The sequence below is a fragment of the Deltaproteobacteria bacterium genome (genome assembly GCA_020845895.1).
Taxonomy (GTDB): Bacteria; Lernaellota; Lernaellaia; order JACKCT01; family JACKCT01; genus JADLEX01.
On record JADLEX010000138.1, the window covers coordinates 1 to 18,433 of the forward strand.

At 64.6% G+C, this 18,433-nt stretch carries 19 protein-coding genes; 7 read left to right on the forward strand and 12 right to left on the reverse strand.

The window, feature by feature from the left end; translation table 11 throughout:
* Positions 1 to 1,531 (reverse strand): hypothetical protein (locus tag IT350_18535; protein MCC6160055.1); only part of this gene is annotated, 1,531 nt, incomplete at its 3' end.
* A gap of 135 nt (positions 1,532 to 1,666) precedes the next feature.
* Between IT350_18535 and IT350_18540 the strand changes: the two genes are divergently transcribed.
* The 7 genes from IT350_18540 (at position 1,667) to rho (ending at position 9,436) form a co-directional block, all read left to right on the forward strand.
* Positions 1,667 to 3,061 carry an L-seryl-tRNA(Sec) selenium transferase gene (locus IT350_18540; protein ID MCC6160056.1) on the forward strand — a complete coding sequence of 465 codons (1,395 nt, stop codon included), beginning with the start codon at positions 1,667 to 1,669 and terminating at the stop codon, positions 3,059 to 3,061.
* Positions 3,062 to 3,102: 41 nt separating this feature from the next.
* Positions 3,103 to 3,384: a hypothetical protein gene (locus IT350_18545; protein MCC6160057.1), complete on the forward strand. Its 282-nt coding sequence runs from the start codon at positions 3,103 to 3,105 to the stop codon at positions 3,382 to 3,384.
* Between the two features lie 98 nt (positions 3,385 to 3,482).
* Positions 3,483 to 4,490, forward strand: a complete 1,008-nt coding sequence (locus tag IT350_18550) for a patatin-like phospholipase family protein (GenBank protein ID MCC6160058.1) — start codon at positions 3,483 to 3,485, stop codon at positions 4,488 to 4,490.
* Positions 4,487 to 5,908, forward strand: coding sequence for an aminopeptidase (locus IT350_18555; GenBank protein ID MCC6160059.1), 1,422 nt, complete (start codon positions 4,487 to 4,489; stop codon positions 5,906 to 5,908). The genes IT350_18550 and IT350_18555 overlap by 4 nt, the downstream gene beginning before the upstream one ends.
* 4 nt (positions 5,909 to 5,912) lie before the next feature.
* Complete coding sequence (locus IT350_18560) at positions 5,913 to 6,869, forward strand: RluA family pseudouridine synthase (GenBank protein ID MCC6160060.1); 957 nt, start codon at positions 5,913 to 5,915, stop codon at positions 6,867 to 6,869.
* A complete protein-coding gene (gene pgeF / locus IT350_18565) occupies positions 6,866 to 7,630 on the forward strand; it encodes a peptidoglycan editing factor PgeF (GenBank protein ID MCC6160061.1) in 765 nt (254 codons plus the stop codon). Before IT350_18560 ends, pgeF begins: the two co-directional genes overlap by 4 nt.
* Positions 7,631 to 8,032: 402 nt before the next feature.
* A complete protein-coding gene (gene rho, locus IT350_18570; protein ID MCC6160062.1) occupies positions 8,033 to 9,436 on the forward strand; it encodes a transcription termination factor Rho in 1,404 nt (467 codons plus the stop codon).
* A 52-nt stretch (positions 9,437 to 9,488) separates the two neighbouring features.
* Here the strand turns inward: rho and IT350_18575 are convergent, their stop codons facing one another.
* The 11 genes from IT350_18575 to IT350_18625 form a co-directional block, all read right to left on the reverse strand.
* The gene (locus tag IT350_18575; GenBank protein ID MCC6160063.1) at positions 9,489 to 10,271 is read right to left on the reverse strand and encodes a TIGR02757 family protein; all 783 of its coding nucleotides are present in this window, start codon (positions 10,269 to 10,271) and stop codon (positions 9,489 to 9,491) included.
* Positions 10,268 to 10,504 (reverse strand): hypothetical protein, encoded by a 237-nt coding sequence (locus tag IT350_18580; protein MCC6160064.1) that lies wholly within the window; start codon positions 10,502 to 10,504, stop codon positions 10,268 to 10,270. Before IT350_18580 ends, IT350_18575 begins: the two co-directional genes overlap by 4 nt.
* A 63-nt stretch (positions 10,505 to 10,567) precedes the next feature.
* Positions 10,568 to 11,080, reverse strand: a complete 513-nt coding sequence (locus IT350_18585; GenBank protein MCC6160065.1) for a hypothetical protein — start codon at positions 11,078 to 11,080, stop codon at positions 10,568 to 10,570.
* Complete coding sequence (locus IT350_18590) at positions 11,059 to 11,682, reverse strand: TIGR04282 family arsenosugar biosynthesis glycosyltransferase (protein ID MCC6160066.1); 624 nt, start codon at positions 11,680 to 11,682, stop codon at positions 11,059 to 11,061. The genes IT350_18585 and IT350_18590 overlap by 22 nt, the downstream gene beginning before the upstream one ends.
* A complete protein-coding gene (locus IT350_18595) occupies positions 11,679 to 12,332 on the reverse strand; it encodes a TIGR04283 family arsenosugar biosynthesis glycosyltransferase (GenBank protein MCC6160067.1) in 654 nt (217 codons plus the stop codon). Before IT350_18595 ends, IT350_18590 begins: the two co-directional genes overlap by 4 nt.
* Positions 12,333 to 12,335: 3 nt before the next feature.
* Complete coding sequence (locus IT350_18600) at positions 12,336 to 13,427, reverse strand: hypothetical protein (GenBank protein MCC6160068.1); 1,092 nt, start codon at positions 13,425 to 13,427, stop codon at positions 12,336 to 12,338.
* On the reverse strand, positions 13,424 to 14,464 hold the full coding sequence (locus IT350_18605) for a hypothetical protein (protein ID MCC6160069.1): 1,041 nt from the start codon (positions 14,462 to 14,464) through the stop codon (positions 13,424 to 13,426). The genes IT350_18600 and IT350_18605 overlap by 4 nt, the downstream gene beginning before the upstream one ends.
* Positions 14,465 to 14,484: 20 nt before the next feature.
* The gene (locus IT350_18610) at positions 14,485 to 15,864 is read right to left on the reverse strand and encodes a sigma-54-dependent Fis family transcriptional regulator (GenBank protein ID MCC6160070.1); all 1,380 of its coding nucleotides are present in this window, start codon (positions 15,862 to 15,864) and stop codon (positions 14,485 to 14,487) included.
* Positions 15,865 to 15,867: 3 nt separating this feature from the next.
* On the reverse strand, positions 15,868 to 17,298 hold the full coding sequence (locus tag IT350_18615) for a HAMP domain-containing histidine kinase (GenBank protein ID MCC6160071.1): 1,431 nt from the start codon (positions 17,296 to 17,298) through the stop codon (positions 15,868 to 15,870).
* Positions 17,295 to 17,699 (reverse strand): YraN family protein, encoded by a 405-nt coding sequence (locus tag IT350_18620; GenBank protein ID MCC6160072.1) that lies wholly within the window; start codon positions 17,697 to 17,699, stop codon positions 17,295 to 17,297. The genes IT350_18615 and IT350_18620 overlap by 4 nt, the downstream gene beginning before the upstream one ends.
* Entirely contained in the window at positions 17,699 to 18,352 is a 654-nt protein-coding gene (locus tag IT350_18625) for a ribonuclease HII (protein ID MCC6160073.1), read from the reverse strand. The genes IT350_18620 and IT350_18625 overlap by 1 nt, the downstream gene beginning before the upstream one ends.
* Positions 18,353 to 18,433 lie beyond the last annotated feature (81 nt).

Genomic DNA, 18,433 nt, shown 5'->3' on the forward strand with positions numbered 1-18,433 from the left:
CGGACGCGATCAGCTCCTGAAGCGCCTCGTCGACCCGGAGGATCTCGACGAGCGGAATGAGGTCGGTGTAGCCGGAGCGGCATTTCGGGCAGCCGACCGGGCGTTTCACGCTTGCGCGATCGACGACGGCGCGCGGCTCGCGCAGCACGCGAGACGCCTTGGCGTGGTCCGTGTCGTCCGTCCGGCAGTCGGCGCACAGCCGCCGGAAGAACGCCACGGCGATCACGCCGCGAAGCGCCTGCGCGACGAGGGTGCGGTTGTCGACGCTTTCGAGTATGAATTCGAGCCCCGGCAACGCCGACGGAAGGCTGAGATTGGCGAAGACGAAGCGCCGTTCGAGCGCGGCGAGCAGCGATTCGGTCAGCACGCGGCGATCCCAGCAATCCTCGATGTAGATCAGGTCGGGGTCCTGGCCGACGACCATGCGCATCGAGCGCATCAGTTCCTCGGCGTCCTCGGTCGGCGCCTTGATCTGGATGAAGCGCTCGTTCTCAAACCACGGCATGCGCCCGATGGCGAAGGTGCGTTTGTCCCCCGCGTGTTTCTTTTCCATCAGCAGGGCGATGAACTTGCGCTTCTCCATCTTCTCGGTCCCGACGACGAGGCACAGCCCCGACCGTCCGCCGATCGTGCGCAGGAGCTCGTCGCACACATCAGGGGCGAGGCCGAGGTCCTCGACGCGGCCCGGAAAGTCGGGACACGACACGTTGAGCAGCGTCGCCGCGATGCCGTGCTGACCTTGGATGAAATTCGCGAAGAAAGAAAAGTTGCGGCCGGTGTCGCGAAACGCGAGCAGTCCCTCGACGTGCGGGCCGATCGTCTCGATCTGCGTCGCCTTGAGGCGAAGCCCCTCCAGAAACGCCTTGTGCCAGGGAAGTCCCCACTCGGCGCAGGTTTCGAGCCGTCCGTGAATGCGCAGACGCAGAACGGCGTGATCGGCGAACGGCTCGAAGTGCAGCGCCGTCGCGCGCATGGCGATCGACTCCGCGAGGATGCGATCGAGCGCCCGCGACGCTCCCGGGCCCGCGGTGATGAGTGCGGTGTCGTTGGGTCCGAAGAGCGACGTCTTGAACTGCGCGGGATCGAGCTCGGAAATGCCCGCCGACTCGTAAGACTCTTCGATGGCCCGGCGGATTTCCTCGGCGAGACCGACCGCCACGTTGATGTCCTTGCCCGAGGCTTCGGCCACCTCGTGGATCGCCTCGTGCCGCGTGGGATCGTCGATCACGACGGTCAACCGACCATCGATGAGGACGTAGGGGATGATCGTGTGGCGGCGCGCGATCGATTCGGGAACGAGCCGCAGCGCCTCGGGATCGACCTGATCGGAACGCACCCGCAAGAAGGGCATTCCCATCTGATTGGCGAGACCCCAGGTGATGTCGTCGGACTGCACGAGGCCAAGCCGGATGAGGGCTTCTCCGAAACGCAGTCCCGTCAGTTTTTGCTCGGCGAGTGCGGCTTCGACGTGCTCCGGCGTGATGATGTGCGCGTCGACCAAAATGTCGCCGAGACGCGGAATATCCGTCATGCGGTCAACCGTGGAATTCTGGTGGATTTAGCAAACCGTCGTATAGTAACAAGGCGCCGGGTGCTTGAAAAGCGAAGTGCCGGGAAACTCAAAGAAACTTCGCGGTTCGCGCGGTTTATGAATGGGGTGTGACGAATGGCGGAAAATCTGCGGAACTTGCCCGCCATCGGACGATGGCTGAGCGAACCGGTATTTGCCGAGGCATTGGCGCGGCACGGCCGGTCGCGGGTGGTCGCGGCGATGCGCGAGGTCCTCGCGGCCGAGCGGAAACGGCGGACCTGCGGCTCGAGCCCCGTTTCGATCGAGGAACTCGTCCACCTTGTCATCCGTCACCTGCAAACGGGGACGAGAGCGCGGCTTCGCCCGGTCATCAACGCGACCGGGATCATTCTTCACACGAACCTGGGTCGCGCGCCGCTCGCGGAGTCGGCGATCGAGGCCGTCACGCGGACGGCCCGCGGCTACTCGAATCTGGAATACGACATCGAATCGGGCGAGCGCGGTTCGCGGCACGACATCGTGCGGGACAAGCTGGCGCGTCTGGCCGGCGCGGCCGACGCCATGGTCGTCAACAACAACGCGGCGGCGGTCCTGCTGGTGCTCAACACGCTCGCGCAGAGCCGCGAGGTGATCGTCAGCCGGGGCGAACTCGTGGAGATCGGCGGGTCGTTTCGCATCCCCGCCGTCATGGAAAAAAGCGGTTGCCGCCTCGTGGAGGTCGGGACGACCAACAAGACGCACGCCGCGGACTATCGGGCCGCCGTGACCGACGCCACCGCGCTCTTCCTCAAGGTCCACCGCGGCAATTTTCGCATGGAGGGCTTCGTCTCCGAGGTCGGCGTCGGCGAACTCGCGCGCATCGGGGATGAGATGGGCATTCCGGTCGTCGAGGACCTGGGCAGCGGATGCCTTGTAAACCCGGACGGCGGCGGATTGGGCGACGAGCCCACCGTGGCCGCGTCGTTGAAAGCCGGCTGCGCGGCCGTCACGTTTTCGGGCGACAAGCTGCTGGGCGGGCCGCAGGCGGGCGTCATTGCGGGACATGCCGAGGTCGTCGAAGCCTGTCGAAATAATCCGCTGGCCCGGGCGCTGCGCGTGGACAAGATGACGCTCGCCGCGCTCGAGGCCACGCTCGCTTGTTACGAACATCCCGAAACCTTGCACGACAAGGTGCCGGTGCTGCGCATGGCCTCGACGCCGGTCGATTCGCTGCGCCGACGCGCACGGTCCATGACGTCGCGACTGCGCCGCGCGCTGGGCGACGCCGCGGCCGCTCGCGTTGTCGAGACGCGGTCGCGCATGGGCGGGGGCAGTCTGCCCGGCGGCGATCTGCCCGGCGTGGCGGTGCGCATCGACGCGGCGTCCATGTCGGCGAACGAACTCGAACGCGCGCTGCGGCTCGGCGATCCGCCCGTCGTCGGGCGCATCGCGGACGGCGCCGTGCTCATCGAAATGCGCACGTTGCTTGACGGTGAAGACGCGCTCGTGGAAAAATCCCTGTGCAACATTCTGGGGCCGGGCGCGAAATGATCTCGCCAAAACCATGTCACGGATGCGGAAGAGCGCTGGTGATGGGCGGAACGTCGTACGACGTCAGCATCCGGATTGTCTCCGGGTTCGACGGGTTCGTGCCCGAGGCGGAAGGTGACGACGCCGGCCGCGAGGCGCGGATCGCGGGGTTGATGGAAACGCTCGATCGGATGTCCGAGCAGGAGATCGAGAACGACGTATTCCAGGAAATCGAGTTCACGCTCTGCCCCGATTGCCGAAAACGCTTCGTCGCAGAGCTTTCCGACTATCTCGGCGATCAGGACGCGCCGAAGTCCAAAAAGTCCCCGATCCTGCTTCAATGACGCGAATTCGCGGCACGCGCCCCGCGGGCGTCGTGCCGCGTTTGCCCAACATCCCATGACGTGGATCTCATGAAGTGGCCGGTGGGTCGATGTTTCCGGTGAGGGTCGGTTTGGCGCTCGGCGGCGGCGCGGCGCGGGGGCTCGCGCACCTGGGCGTCGTCGAAACGCTGTGCGCCGCCGGAATCCCCGTTCAGGTTGTGGCCGGCACGAGCATGGGCGCGCTCGTGGGGGCGATGTTCGCCCAAAAAGCCGACGCGACGTCGATGCTTGCCGACGCGACGCGTTTTCTGCGTTCGCCCGAGTTTCGCCAGGCGCGCATTCACCGATTGCAGCGCGAGACCGCCGGCGAAAAAAGCGTGCTCGACGCGGTCAGCCGCTATATCTCGCGCGGGCGCGTGTTGGCCTCGACGGTCACGCGGCCATCGGTGCTCGACGCCGAGGATCTGTACGAATTGCTCGGGTTCTTCGTGGACGATCGCGACATCCGTTCTCTGCACGTCCCCTTTTTCGCGGTGGCCGCCGATCTGCGGACGGGCGAGGAGGTGATCCTCGATCGCGGACCGGTCATCGATGCCGTGGCGGCCTCGTCCGCCGTGCCCGGCGCGTTTCCGCCCATCGTCGTCGGCGGACGCGAATGTGTGGACGGCGGCGTGGTCAACATGGTGCCCGTGAGTGTTCTGCGCGACATGGATCTCGATTACGTGATCGCCTCGAACGTATCGCACGAACTCCCCGTACCCGCCGACGCGATGAAGGCGCTCGCCACGCACTTTCGCACGCACGAAATCACCAAGCGCACGCTCACCCGGTTGCAGGTGCGTTTCGCGGATGCCGTCATCACGCCGCAGATCGGCCAGATCCATTGGGCGGATTTCACCAAGTCCGACGAGGTGATCGAAGCCGGACGGTTGGCGGCGCGGGGCGCGATCGATACAATCCATCGCGATCTGAAACGACTCGGACGTCGGCCGCGCTTTTGGCGCAAGCCGCGGCGTATTCCGCCGGAGCACGGAATTGTGCCGCCGATGTCGCCGCTCCCCTCGCCGGCGATCGAAGCTGCGCCCGCCGACGCGACCGAACCTTCCACGGAGGAACTCGACCTGTGACCGAGAAAAAAGACGACTCGCTCAAATCCCTTCGCAAGACTTTGATGCGCGAGCGCCGCCACGCGGCCGACGTGCTCGACAACACCCGCAAGGCTGATGCGTACCGTTTTGCCGACGACTACATCGACTACGTCTCCGCGGTGAAGACCGAGCGCGAATCGACGCGATGGTTCGCCGATCTGCTCGCGCGAAGAGGCTTCGCCGACGCGTCGGGCTCCGCCGAATCCGCGCGCTCCGTCTTCGTCGCGTATCGCAACCGCGTGATCGCGGCGGCGCGTCTCGGGACTGCGCCGTTCGATGCCGGACTCACGATCGTCGCGGCGCATCACGATTCCCCGCGTCTCGATCTCAAGACGAACCCGATCTACGAGGATCTCCAGTTCGCGATGCTCAAGACGCACTACTTCGGCGGCGTCCGCAAGCATCAGTGGGTGGCGCGACCGCTGGCCATTCACGGAGTGGTGGCGCTCGCCGACGGACGCCGTGTGGACATCGCGATCGGCGAAGATCCCGCGGACCCCGTATTCACCATCGCGGATTTGCTGCCGCATCTCGCCGCGAACACGCAGTCGCAGAAAAAACTCGCCGAGGCGATTCCCGCCGAAAAACTCAACGTCATCATCGGCGGCATTCCGATCGGCGGGACCGAGGACAAGGATCGATTTCTGCTCGGCGCGCTGCGTCTGCTGCATGAGCGATTCGGGATCCGCGAGGAGGATTTCGTCAGCGCGGACATCGAGATCGTGCCCGCGGGCCCGGCCCGTTACGTCGGGCTCGACCGCGCATTCATCGGCGCGTACGGCCACGACGACCGCTGTTGTTCATATGCCGCGATGCGCGCACTCATCGACGCGAATGACGCGACGCGAACGCGCGTGGCGATCTGTTTCGACAAGGAAGAGGTCGGCTCCTTCGGCGACACCGGCGCGCAGGGATACTTCCTGAAATTTCTCGTTGCCAGGCTCATGGAGTGCGCGGGAGCGAAGCCCGACGCGCTGGCCGTCGAGCGCACGCTGCACAATTCGTTTGTCATTTCCGCCGACGTCGGCGCGTCGATGGACCCGGACTGGAAGGATGTTCACGACCGGCGCAATGCGGCCTTCGCGGGGCACGGTATCACGATCAAAAAGGCGACGGGCCAGCGCGGAAAGACGGCCGCGTCGGAGGCCTCCGCGGAGACCGTGGCGCGGCTGCGCGAGATTCTGACGGCGGCGAATGTGCCGTGGCAGAACTCGTCGATGGGCAAGGTGGACGAAGGCGGCGGCGGCACCATCGCGAAGTTCATGGCGATTCACGGCGCCGAGGTGATCGACGCGGGGCCGCCGGTGCTCGGCATGCACAGCCCTTTCGAAATCCTTCACGTTTTTGACCTCTACAGCGCCTACGCCGCCTATCGCGCGGTGTTCGAGTCCGTCTGAGGTCATGGCCGAACGACGGATCACCGTCCACGCCGGGCGCGACGACGCGGGCCTGCGGCTCGATGTTTTCCTCTCGCGCCGTGTGCCCGCGCTGAGCCGGTCGCGCGCGGCGTCGGTCGTGGACGCGAGCGGCGTGACCGTGGACGGGCGGATCGCCAAGTCGTCGTACCGAATGCGCGGCGACGAATCGATCGACGTCGTCGTGCCGGAACCCGCGCCTGCGCGGGCCGAAGCCCAGGCGATTCCCCTCGACATCGTTTACGAGGATGCCGACATCGTGGCCGTCAACAAGCCGCCCGGCCTCGTGGTGCATCCCGCCGCGGGGAATCCCGACGGCACGCTCGTCAACGCGCTGCTCGCGCACAGCCGCGACCTGTCCGGCATCGGCGGGGTGATGCGGCCCGGCATCGTGCACCGCCTCGACAAAGGGACGAGCGGCGTCATCGTCTGCGCCAAGAACGACGCGGCGCACGAGGCGCTCACGCGCCAATTCGCGTCGCGCACCCTGACCAAAGTCTATCTCGCCATCACCATCGGCGCGCCGAGTCCGCGCGCGGGGGTGGTGGATCGTCCGATCGGGCGGCACACGGTGGACCGCAAACGCATGGCGGTGGATGTGCCGCGCTCGCGCGCCGCGAAGACGGAATACGAAACGCTCGCCGCGGCGGGCGGGCTCGCAGTCGTGCGTTGCGGGCTCCTCACGGGACGCACGCACCAGATCCGCGTGCACTTGCAGTCGCTGCGCTGCCCGATTCTCGGCGACGCGGTTTACGGCGGGCGCAATGCCGAAAAACGTCTCGACCAGATGTCCATGTCCGACGCCCGTGCGATGCGTCGCCCCGCGCTGCACGCGTGGCGCATCGAGTTCGATCACCCGCGCGACGGCCGGCGCGTGAAGCTGGAGGCGGCGATTCCATCGGACATGAAGTGCATTCTCGACCGGATCGGATGGACGCCGTGACGTGGCGGATCGACGCCTTCGCGGACGCCGCGCTGCCCGTGCGCGGGGCGTTCTTCGGACGCCTCGGCGGCACGAGCGCCGCGCCTTGCGACTCGCTGAACCTCGGCATTCGGTGCGGGGACGACGCGGATGCCGTGCGCCTCAACGAAAACTTCGTGCTGGCATCGATGGGGGTTCGCGCGCTCTACATGCCCGATCAGGTTCACGGGTGCGATGTTTCGATCGTGGAAAGCGAGCCCATCTCCGGCGTCGTGCGCGGTGTCGCCGCCGATGCCGCCGTCATCACGCGGCCCGGGATCGCCGTGGGCGTGCTGACGGCGGACTGCGTGCCGGTACTCATTGGCGACGCTCGCGGGCGCGCGGCGGCGGCGGTGCACGCGGGATGGCGCGGGCTCGACGGTGGGATCATCGCGGCAACGGTGGCGGCTCTCTCGCGGATGGGCGTTGCGCCGGGCGACCTGCGCGCGAGTGTCGGCCCCGGCATCGGACCGTGCCATTTCGAGGTATCGCCCGATCTCGCCGGGCGGTTTCGCTCCGAGGTCGCCGGCGCCGACAACGCTGTCGCGCGCGCCGGGGAGCGTGACGTGATCGATCTGGCGCTCGTGGCGTTTCGGCAACTCGTCCTCACGGGGATCGATTCGGCACATGTCGAAGTCGTTCGCCGTTGCACGGCCTGCGAGCCGGGCGTCTTCTTCAGCCATCGACGTGAACGGGGTGTCACGGGCCGCCAACTTTCGGCGACGTGGATCGCGGGAAGATGAACAAAAAGGACTTGACTGGCGAAAAAGCGAAGTCTAGATTGCCGTTATCCGTGAAGTCGTGGAGCCGACGATTCCTGCGTTGTCCCGCGTCGTGTTTCGCCTGATGTGTCCGGGCCGTGTTTCGTCAGGTGTGTTCGTGCCGATGACCGGCTGTTTTTCGTGACGGCTGTTCCCGTTAACAACTCCACACGGTGAGATCGGGTAGTTCGTTCCCGTTCCAAACTCCCTGGCCAATGGTCGATACCTCATGGCTCGATGTGAAGCCCGAGGCGGCGCGAAAAGCGTTGCCCGGCACAAGTCCCAAATGACGGCGACCGCCGTTTTCGATGTCCCGCCCGCGCGTGGTTTTTCCTCGAACCGCCGCTCGTCCCACCTCATTCATTCCGTTATGGGAGACCTGAAATGACCGCCTCGAAGTCGCAGTCCGAAGAACCCCAGGACCAGCAGCCCACGGTCGAAGCGACGCCCGAACCCGCGCCGAGGCCGCCCGTGGTCGACGACTACGAGCCCGAGCCGCGTCGGAAAAAAGAGCGCCGGGAGGATCGCGGGCGGATCACGCTCAACATCCAGGAACTCAAGGAAAAGAAGATCGGCGAGTTGCTGCGTCTGGCGAAGGATCTGGACATCGAGAACGCGACCGGTTTGCGAAAGCAGGATCTGATCTACGCGATCCTTCAGGAGCACGCCGAGCGACAGGGCGCGATCTTCGGCGAGGGCGTCCTGGAAATCCTGCCCGACGGCTTCGGATTCCTGCGCGCGCCGGACTACAACTATCTGCCCGGGCCCGACGACATCTACGTCTCGCCCAGCCAGATTCGTCGTTTCAATCTGCGTACCGGCGACACGATTTCCGGGCAGGTGCGTCCGCCGAAAGAGAGTGAGCGGTACTTCGCCCTGCTCAAAGTCGAGACGGTCAACCACGAAAACCCCGAGGTCTCGCAGGACAAGATTCTGTTCGACAACCTCACGCCGCTTTATCCCGACGAGCGGATCAAGCTCGAATCCGACCCCGAGAATTTCTCGACGCGCGTCATGGACCTGCTCAGCCCCATCGGCAAGGGCCAGCGCGCGCTGATCGTGAGTCCGCCGAAGGCCGGCAAGACGATGCTGCTTCAGGCGATCGCGAATGCCGTCACGAAGAACCACAAAGAGGTCTATCTGATCGTCCTGCTCATCGACGAGCGACCCGAAGAGGTCACCGACATGAGCCGTTCGGTCAAGGGCGAGGTCATCAGCTCGACCTTCGACGAACCCGCCACGCGCCACGTGCAGGTCGCCGAAATGGTCATCGAAAAGGCCAAGCGCCTCGTCGAGCACAAAAAGGACGTCGTGATCCTGCTCGACTCCATCACGCGTCTCGCCCGTGCGTACAACACCGTGGTACCGCACTCGGGCAAGATCCTGTCGGGCGGCGTCGATTCCAACGCGCTGCACAAACCCAAGCGGTTCTTCGGCGCGGCGCGCAACGTGGAAGAGGGCGGTTCGCTGACGATCATCGCCACGGCGCTGATCGAGACGGGCAGCCGCATGGACGAGGTCATCTACGAGGAGTTCAAGGGCACCGGCAATATGGAGATCCACCTCGATCGCAAGCTCGCTGATCGGCGCATCTATCCCGCGATCGACATCAACCGCTCCGGCACCCGCAAGGAAGAACTGCTGCTCGACAACGATATCCTCCAGCGCGTCTGGGTGCTTCGCCGCGTGCTCTCGCCGCTCAACCCCATCGATTCGATGGAATTCCTGCTCGCCAAGATCACGGGCACCAAGAGCAATGCCGACTTCCTGAATTCGATGAATCAGTAAGACGCGAATCGGATCAAGCATGGATCGGCCGGGCGATTGTCCGGCCGATTTTTCATGGGATCAGGTCCTTCCATTGACCCGTGATGCCGATGTGCGTGATCGCGAAATCGTAACGAAGAGGATCATCGGGCGCGAAGCTCCGCAGCGCGTCGGTGACCTCGATCGCGGCGCGGCGGTCGTCGCTCGCGCGGCGCAGCAGGCCGAGTCGACGTGAGATCCGCGCGACGTGCGTGTCGAGGGGCATGACGAGGCGCGACGCGCCGAACTCCGACCACAGTCCGAAGTCGATGCCGTCGGCGTCCCGCACCATCCAGCGCAGAAACAGCGAAAACCGCTTGCAGGCGCTGCCGTCCGCGGGATCGGGCAACAGATAACGCACGTTGGGGCGAACCGCCCCGCCCGCGCGGAATTGCGCGACGAACCGCGACATGGCGGCGTCGATGGGTTCGCCGCCGCAGTCGCCCTCGCGAAACGCGGCGCGGAGGCTGCCGTGTTTTCGCAGGAGATCCGCCGTGCGTGTGAGAAACTCGTTCATGTCGTCGCGCGTAGTGAAACGGTGAACGAAATTCGCGGGCAGGGGGGAGTGGCGCGGATCGAAGTCGATCAACGCGCCGTGCAGATCCGGCCCGAGCGCATCGAAAACGCGCGACACCGACGCCCGCACCTGCGCGGCCCGGCCGTAGGCGAGCGCCGACGCGATAAACGCCGCGACCTCGATGTCAGCGGGGCGCTCAAACCGATGTACAAGATCAACGGGATCGTGATGACGGTGCCGGACGTGATGAAAACGCGCGACGAGGTCGTCGAGAAACACTTGAACTTCGCGACGGTTCACGACGTACCTGGCTCCCAGGGGTCGGCGTATGTCTCGCGCCGCCAGCGATACGGCAGATCGACGATCGCGGGGGCATCGGCGCGCGCGAGCAGGTCGAAGGCGTCCTGAATCACACGCCGCTGCTGCGAAGCGTTCTCGGGTTCGCCGAGCGGATGGCCGAACGGCCAACGCACGCACACCGCACGTGGCGGTTTCACCTTCTCGGTGATCGCCCGGCTGAGCGAAATCGACACCGTGGAAATTCCTCTCTCTTCGAATGCGCGTTGGATCAGTCCGACCGACTGATTGCAGATCCCTCAGGCGGGGGTGAGGAACGCGACCTCCACCCCCTCCGCCACCGCCGCGGCTGCAACCTCGGGCGCGGTGCGATCGATCAGCGTTGCGAGTTGGGGACCCTGAACGTGCCCCATGAACGACCACGCGTGTATATGCAGTGCGCCGATGACGCCGAGTCGCGCGGCCTCGCGCATGCGGTCGATCGGCAGCACGATGTTCACGTCGCGGTCGGCATCACGGTGATCGTAGTAGTCGTGCGTGATCGTGAGGTTTCCGCCGCCAGTTTCAATGACGCGATACGACGCGTCGCCCACGTCGCGGCTCATATCGAACGGTCGATCGCTCGCGTGATGCACGCCCGCCGTGGTAACGAGCGCGACGCGGCACTCGCGAAGCGGTTTTCGCATCGGTGCCCAGGGTGTGGTCGCCGAGCACACGGCCTCGAATCGGGTTTCCCAGTTTTCGCGCAGGCCCGGCACCTTCGCGAACGCCCATCGGCCCGCCGCGTCCTTCAGCCTCTTGATGCGATCCATGCCTCGATCTCCGGAAACTTCTTCATGTCGTCCGCCGTGTCGAGATCGGACTGCGTTTCGAGCATCCGCGTGCGAAGCCCGAACTCGGCCGCGCGTCGCAGCGTTTCGGCCATGACATCCGCATGACCGTACCGCAGTCCCTCCAAAAACCCCGTGACCTGTCGCGCGAACCCGACGGCCACGTATCCGCCGTCGTCGGCGGGAATGAACACCATGTCGTGTCGATCGAGTTCGTTCAAGAAGGTTTCGACATGATGCGCACGCAAGCCCGGCGCGTCGCATCCCACGAGCGCCACGCGGCGAGCGCCGTCGCGAAACGCATCGGCGAGCGCGTTCGCCATGCGCGCGCCCAGATCGTCGCCTCGTTGCGGATGGAATTCTGGATCTTCCCCGAGCCACGCGCGCATCAGGGATTCATCCTCCGGCGGCGTGAAATGAATGCGAACAGCGGCGCCCTGCACGAGCCGAAGCTGCGCCGTGACTTGAGCGCCGAGCCGCCGATAGACGGCGAGCGCGGCGTCGTCGCCGATAGCGGCCGCAAGGCGCGTCTTCACGGTTCCGAGGCGCGGCGATTTCGCGAAGAGGCATAGCACATCGGTCATCGTCGATCCGTCCCGCGCCGCGCGAGCCAGGTCACCGCCTTGCCGTAGTGACGGAGCGTCAACGCGAAGTATCCGTGTCGTTTCCACGCGCGGTCGCTGATCCGCACGGACACGGGTGCCATGCGCAGATGACCAAGGCGACGCAAATCGAGCACGAGCGCCATGTCTTCCAGCGCGGGCGGCGGCGCGAATCCACCGACGGCCAGGAAGTCGGCGCGCCGACAGAACAGCGCCTGATCGCCGTATGGCATGCCGAAGACGGCGCAGCGCAGCGCCACGCCGAGCTCGATGACGCGGTTCGCCGCGCGCCGGCGTTCGAGCCCGAACCGAAACGCGCCGAGCGAAACGGAGGCGTCGCCGAGGATGCGCTCGACATGCGCGCGGTATCCGTCCGGCAACATCGTGTCGGCATGGCAAAACAGCAGGAGGTCACTCGTGGTCCGCGCCGCGCCTTCATTCATCTGCGCCGCGCGGCCCGGTTTGGTTTCGATCACGCGGACGCCGTGAGTGCGGGCCACGTCGCACGTTGCATCACGGCTCCCGCCATCGACCACCACAAGTTCATCGGGGCGTTCGCGCGACGCGGCGTCGAGGCAGGCGGGAAGATGAGCTTCCTCGTTCAGAGTCGGAACGATGATCGCGAGCGACATGGATCAGAAGTTGAACGACGCGCCAAGCGAATAGACGTTTTTGGAGAAATTGAATTGGCTGACCGAATACTGGCTCCAGAAGCGCGCGTAACGCGCCTCGAGCCAGATCCGTTCACCGACCTTCCGGTTCAGCTTCGCCACGAGCTGGTTGTAGTTCTCGTCGTCCTCTTCGACGGAGTAACTGTGCGGGATGAGCACCTGCTCGTCGCTGTCGCGGAAGTTGGCGACCGCGAAAAGGTGCAGGTTCGTCGTCGGCGTGAGGCTCTTCGAGACCATCAGACGCAGCCGGTGGTGGTAATACGAGTCGCCGTAGGAGTTGGAATCGTTCACCTGGAAATCGTACGCGAAGTTGACGAGCACGAAATAGAAGCTGGAGAACTTGAATCCCACCTCGTGCAGCGTGTCCTGACGCAGTTCGTCGGTCTCATCGAGGAACACGGAGTCGCGGTCGGAGACGACGTTCTCGAACGCGAAGAAGGGGTAGTTCTTGTCCTCGATCAGGTAATGGACGCCGAACCCGAGCGCGTGGGAGATCGACTTGTTCAGCTCTATTCCGTACGCCTGCGTCCAATAGTCGTAATAGTCGTAGTTGCGGAAGTCGAAGCGGGTGTAGGACGCATTGACCTGCCCCGACACGCCGCGCGCGAAGTAGTGGCCGGCGAAGGAGTTGAGGATGACCTTGTTGTAGTCCTCTTCTCCGTCGCGAATGTTGCGCAGCTTGAGCGTGGCGTCGCCGCCGATGTACGTGTTCGAGATCGTCGTGTTTTCGTACTGCATCATCACCTGATTGATGAGCGTGTCCTGATCGATGAGGTCGGCGAACTTTTTTGCGCCGAGGGTGTAGTCGAGCGTGACCAGGTTTGCGCGATTCGGGTGCAGATCGAGCTTCGAATCGAAGAAGACGCGTGCGAGCAGGTCGCCTTCCACATCGTCGGTTGTCTTGTAGACATTGTCGTCGTACTCGGCGTGCAGCGCGGCGTGATTCGTCCACGTCACGCGCTCGCCGGCGCCGACGGGCGCGGCGAACGCGAGCGCGGCGAGCACCGCCCACGCCATGCGCCCCAGGGCCGCGATATGGCCGTGTGGTCGTTTCACGGATTGGACCCCTTCGGCGATATCCTCGCCGTGTTCAACGGGACCGGACTCCGGATCACGTCGGCGCGCAGGCGCCGCTGGATCTCCTGGATCTGGCCGTCGATCTGCTTTTCCACGCTCCTCAGGTATTCGAGCAGCTTCTCGAGCCTTGCGATTTCGTCCTCAATGGAGACGTTCAGGTCCGCGCGATCGCCGACATCCTCGAGCGGCGACACGTGACCGCGCGCGGAGGGATCGGCTCCGCCTTCGGCGCCGCCGGGTGCGGGAGTTTCGCCGGTTCGGGCTGAGCCGCGCGAGCCCGGCGAAAACACGACGCCGTCCTCGATGAGTTGCTCCTGGATGACGAGCGTGCGCATCTGGTCGGCGAGCGCCTTGTCGTTTCGGAGCGCCGCGATCTCCTTTTTCAGATTCGCGATCACGGCCGCGAGTCGCGCCTTGCGCCGTTGCAGCAGATCGCGTTTCGCGGCCAGCTCCGAGGGGGTATCCCCGTCGCCGAGCTCGACCGTCATGAACTCGGACTGCGCGACGCGCATCCCTGGCGGACGGAACTGCTCGCGACGATCGCGCAGCCGCGCGAAATCGCGCGCAAGCTCGACTACGGCGGCGCGTTTGGTCTCGCCCGAAATCCGATCGGCGATTTTTTCCATCTCCGCGGTGTACACGCGGTACAGATTGGCCAGTCCGTCGTCGTTCTCCTTCTGTTTTCGATCAACCTGGGCGACGAGGTCTTCCATTCGCTTGCCGGCCTCGAGTGATTCGGCCTGCAATCGCTCCAGTCGGCGGCGGTCGATGAATCCCGGCTCGCCCTGCGCCTTGATGCGGTCGATCTCCGACGCGAGTCGTCGGACCTCGTCATGGGCGAGCGTCCGCTGGCGGACGAGCTCGCGCAGGTTGTTGCGGACGAGCTCGTGCTTTTGTTCCAGCACGCGGATATTGGCGGGGAGTGCGTCGTCGGCGCTCGCCGGGGCATGCCATCCGACGATCGCGGCGAGCGCGATCAGAGCGGCCAGTCGGATGTGAACAGACGCCAAACGCACGTTGCCTGACGGCCGCCGGGTCACAGCAGGCCGTACTTCTCCAGTTTGTAGTAGAGCGCGCTCGTCTTGATGCCGAGGATGCGGGCGGTCTCGGTCTTGACCTGCCCCGACTTTTCGTAAGCTTCCTTTATGAGACTGCGCTCCAGATCGTCGAGAATCTCATTGAGCGGCTTTTTGCCGAGCTGCGAACGCAGCGTGGGCATCGACTGTTCCTGAAACAGGAAACTCGGCAGATCGTCGCGCCCGATCGAGCGCGATTCGCACAGCACCATCGTCTGCTCGATCACGTTTTCGAGTTCGCGGATGTTACCCGGCCAGGGATAATCGGCCAGCGCGCGCATCGCGGAGGGCTCGATCCCGTGGATTTCCTTGCGCGTGCGCGCCATGAGTTTGGCGAGAAAATGGTCAATGAGCTTGGGGATATCCTCCTTGCGGTCGCGCAGCGGCGGCAGGTGGATCGGAACGATGTGCAGGCGGTAGAACAGATCCTCCCGGAAATTTCCCTTTTGTACCTCGTCCTTGATGTCCTTATTCGTGGCGCAGATGACGCGCACGTCGACGCTGATAGTCTGCTGGCCGCCGACGCGCTCGAACTCGCGCTCCTGCAACACGCGCAGCAGCTTGAGCTGGATCACCGCGCTGATGTCCCCGATCTCGTCGCGAAAGAGCGTGCCGCCGTCGGCGAGTTCGAATCGTCCGAGCTTGCGCTTGATCGCGCCGGTGAAGCTGCCCTTCTCATGGCCGAACAGCTCGGACTCCATGATGCCCTCGGCGAGCGCCGAGCAGTTGACCTTGATGAAGGGCTTTTCGGCGCGGGGGCTGAGTTCGTGGATCGCGCGCGCGACGAGTTCCTTGCCGGTCCCCGATTCGCCGTGGATGAACACGGTGGAATCGCCCTGCGCCACCTTGCGCACGGTCTTCATGATGTCGGCGAGCGCGCTGGAGTCGCCGATGATCTCGTCGATTGCGTAGTGCGCCGACTCGGCCTTGCGCAGGTACCGGTTCTGCTCTTCGAGCAGTTCGTTCTTTTTCGCGAGTTGCGTGAAATCGAGCGCCTGCGTGACCTTGAGGCGGAGCTGGTCCTGCGAGAAGGGCTTCTGGATGAAGTCGTACGCGCCCTTTTTGATGGCGTCGACGGCGACTTCGATCGAACCGAACGCGGTGATGAGAATGACCACCGCCTCGTGGTTGATCTGCCGCGCGCGCGTGAGCACCTCGATGCCGTCCATCCCTTCCATCTTCAGGTCGGTGAGGATGAGATCGAAGGCATTGTTCTCGATGAGTGAGACGCCTTCCTGCCCGCCGGCGGCGCCGAGCGTCTGGTGGCCCATGCGCGTGATGATGGTCTCCATCCCCTCGCGCATGGTTTCGTTGTCGTCGATCACGAGAATCTTGGCCATGGACTATCCCTGAATCGTCAGCGGAAGGCGGATCGTAACCCGCGTTCCCTGAAGGTGGCGACTGGTCAGTTGTATCGTACCCCGGTGGCTTTCCACGATCTTTTTCGCCAGCGGCATGCCCAGACCCGTTCCCTTGTCTTTCGTCGTGTAGAACGGCGTGAACAGGTGCTGCAAGTCCTCGTCCTTGATTCCGACGCCGGTGTCCTCGACCGCGAGCGTCCATTCGTCCGACTCTCGCTGTGCGAGAATCGTCAGCCGGCCGCCCTTGGGCATCGCCTGAATGGCGTTGTTCACCAGATTGAACAAAGCCCGGCGCAGGCGATCGGCATCGAAGGTCGCTTCCAATTCGGGCGGCTCGACTCGAAAGTCCAGAATAACGCCTTTTTGATCGAGGTCCATATAACCCGCCATCAGATCCCGCAAGAAACCCACAACGGATTGGGACTTCGGATTCAGGACGACGTCGCGGGTGAAATCGAGGAATTCGTTGACGACGTTTTCGAGCCCGCCGATCTCTCTGCGGATCTTTTCGACATGCTTGAGCTTCTCGGCGTCGCCCGCGAGCTCGTCGCCGAGGATGTCGCAGAACAGGCGCATGCCCCCGAGGGGATTGCGGACCTCGTGGGCGATCCCACGCTGGAGCATCTGAAGGAACCGGTCGCGCTCGACGATGCTCTGGCGCGCGGTGTCGAGCGAAGCGGCCAGAAACCCGATCTCGTCGCGGCTTGTCGGGTCGATGCGCGTTTCGAGGTCCCCGGACCCGAGGCGCCTCGCGTCCTGCACCAAGCGCGCGCTGGGCCGTTCGAATCCGATCGCGAGAAACACACTGACAGCCACGATGAGCGCCGTCGCTCCCGCCGCATAGAGAAGGAGATTTCGTTTGATGCGGGAGAGCGTCTCGAAGAAGGGAACGTCGGCTTCGACGGCGAGCGCCGCCACGATCTCGTCGCCCTTGCGAATCGGCGCGAATGCCGATTTGTACCAAAGCCCGTCGAGCCCGAGAAAAACCTGCGAGACCACCGACTCGCCGGCAAACGCCCGTCGCACCTCGGCGCGGTGCGTTTCGAGCCGAAAGTACGACGCGCCGATCTTCGTCTTGCCGTCAGTGTCGAGCATGCTTTTGTGCTCGGCGTCGAAAACGTAGATGCGCCTTGCCGCACCCAATTCCATCAGGTCGAGAACAGACTGCGTCTGCCGGCGATAGGTGGGCGAGTCCTCGTCGCCCGGGCGCAGCGTGACGAGCTGCTCCGGTTTCTGCCGACTGGCGGCCAATTCGGCGACCAGCACCAATCGCCGCCCCATCTCGTTGTCGAGCGAGTCGCGGGCGATGTAGTAAAAAAACGTCCCGATCACACCAAAAATCCCCGCCGTCAGCAGACAATACGTGACGACGAGCCGGGTGCGGATGCGTCGGTATAGTCGAGGGAGTTTCACGCCCGGCGTCCCTTCGCGTCGATCGCACGCGGATACACCGTGATCCGCGGCTTGTCGCCGGCCATCACGACGGACACGACATCGATGCGGATCGCCACGTCGCGCAGATTGCGCGTCTGACGCAACTCGGCGACGAGGGATACGAGTTTGCGCGCTTTTTGCGAATTGACGTGGACCGTGGGCGAAATGTCTTCGCCCGACGCACTCTTGACCTCGACAATCACCAGAACGTCGCCGTGGCGGGCGAGGATGTCGATCTCCCCGCGACGAAGTTTCAGATTCCTTTCGAGAATCCGGTAACCGAGAGACCGCAGGTGTTCGGCGGCGAGGTCCTCGCCCGCCCGGCCGAGCGCCTGGCCGCGTTCGGGCTTTTCCGAATCATTCGCGCCGAACCAACCCATCACGCCAGAACCTCGGCTACGGGCTGGTAGCTGCGCCGATGGATCGGGCAGGGGCCGTGGAGACGCAGGGCGTCGCGATGCTCGGCGCTGGGGTAGCCGCGATTTCGATCGAAGCCGTATTCCGGCCAGCGCGCGTGCATGGCGCACATCAGCTCGTCGCGGACGACCTTGGCCACGATGCTCGCCGCCGCGATCGAAAGCGAACGCAGGTCTCCCTTGACCAACGGCGTCTGGGGGATGGTGATCGGGAGTCGTTGGTTTCCGTCCACCAGGACATGCGTGGCTAATAACGAAAGTCCGGCCAAGGCGCGCATCATCGCGGTTTTCGAGGCCTGAAGGATGTTGATGCGATCGATTTCGGCCTGATCGCAAAATCCGATCGCCACGCAGTCCGCGGCAGCGAGGATCCCCGGCACCAATTTCCATCGGCGCGCTTCGGAGAGCTTTTTGGAATCCGTGACGCCCGGCAGCGCGATTCCCGGCGGGAGGATGACGGCTGCGGCGACGACCGGTCCGGCGAGCGGACCGCGGCCGACCTCGTCGCACCCGGCCACGTAACGGTGGCCGTGTTCCCACAGCGATTTTTCGAAAAACAGCGTGTCGCCGTATTCGGGATCGCAAAACAGCGTCGGCGCGGCTTTCGAGCGGGGCATTGGCGCATCGTAAATTCGCCACGACCCTTTGACAATCGAATGCGAATCCCTACAATCGCGCGGTTTCGGCCCCGAACGGGG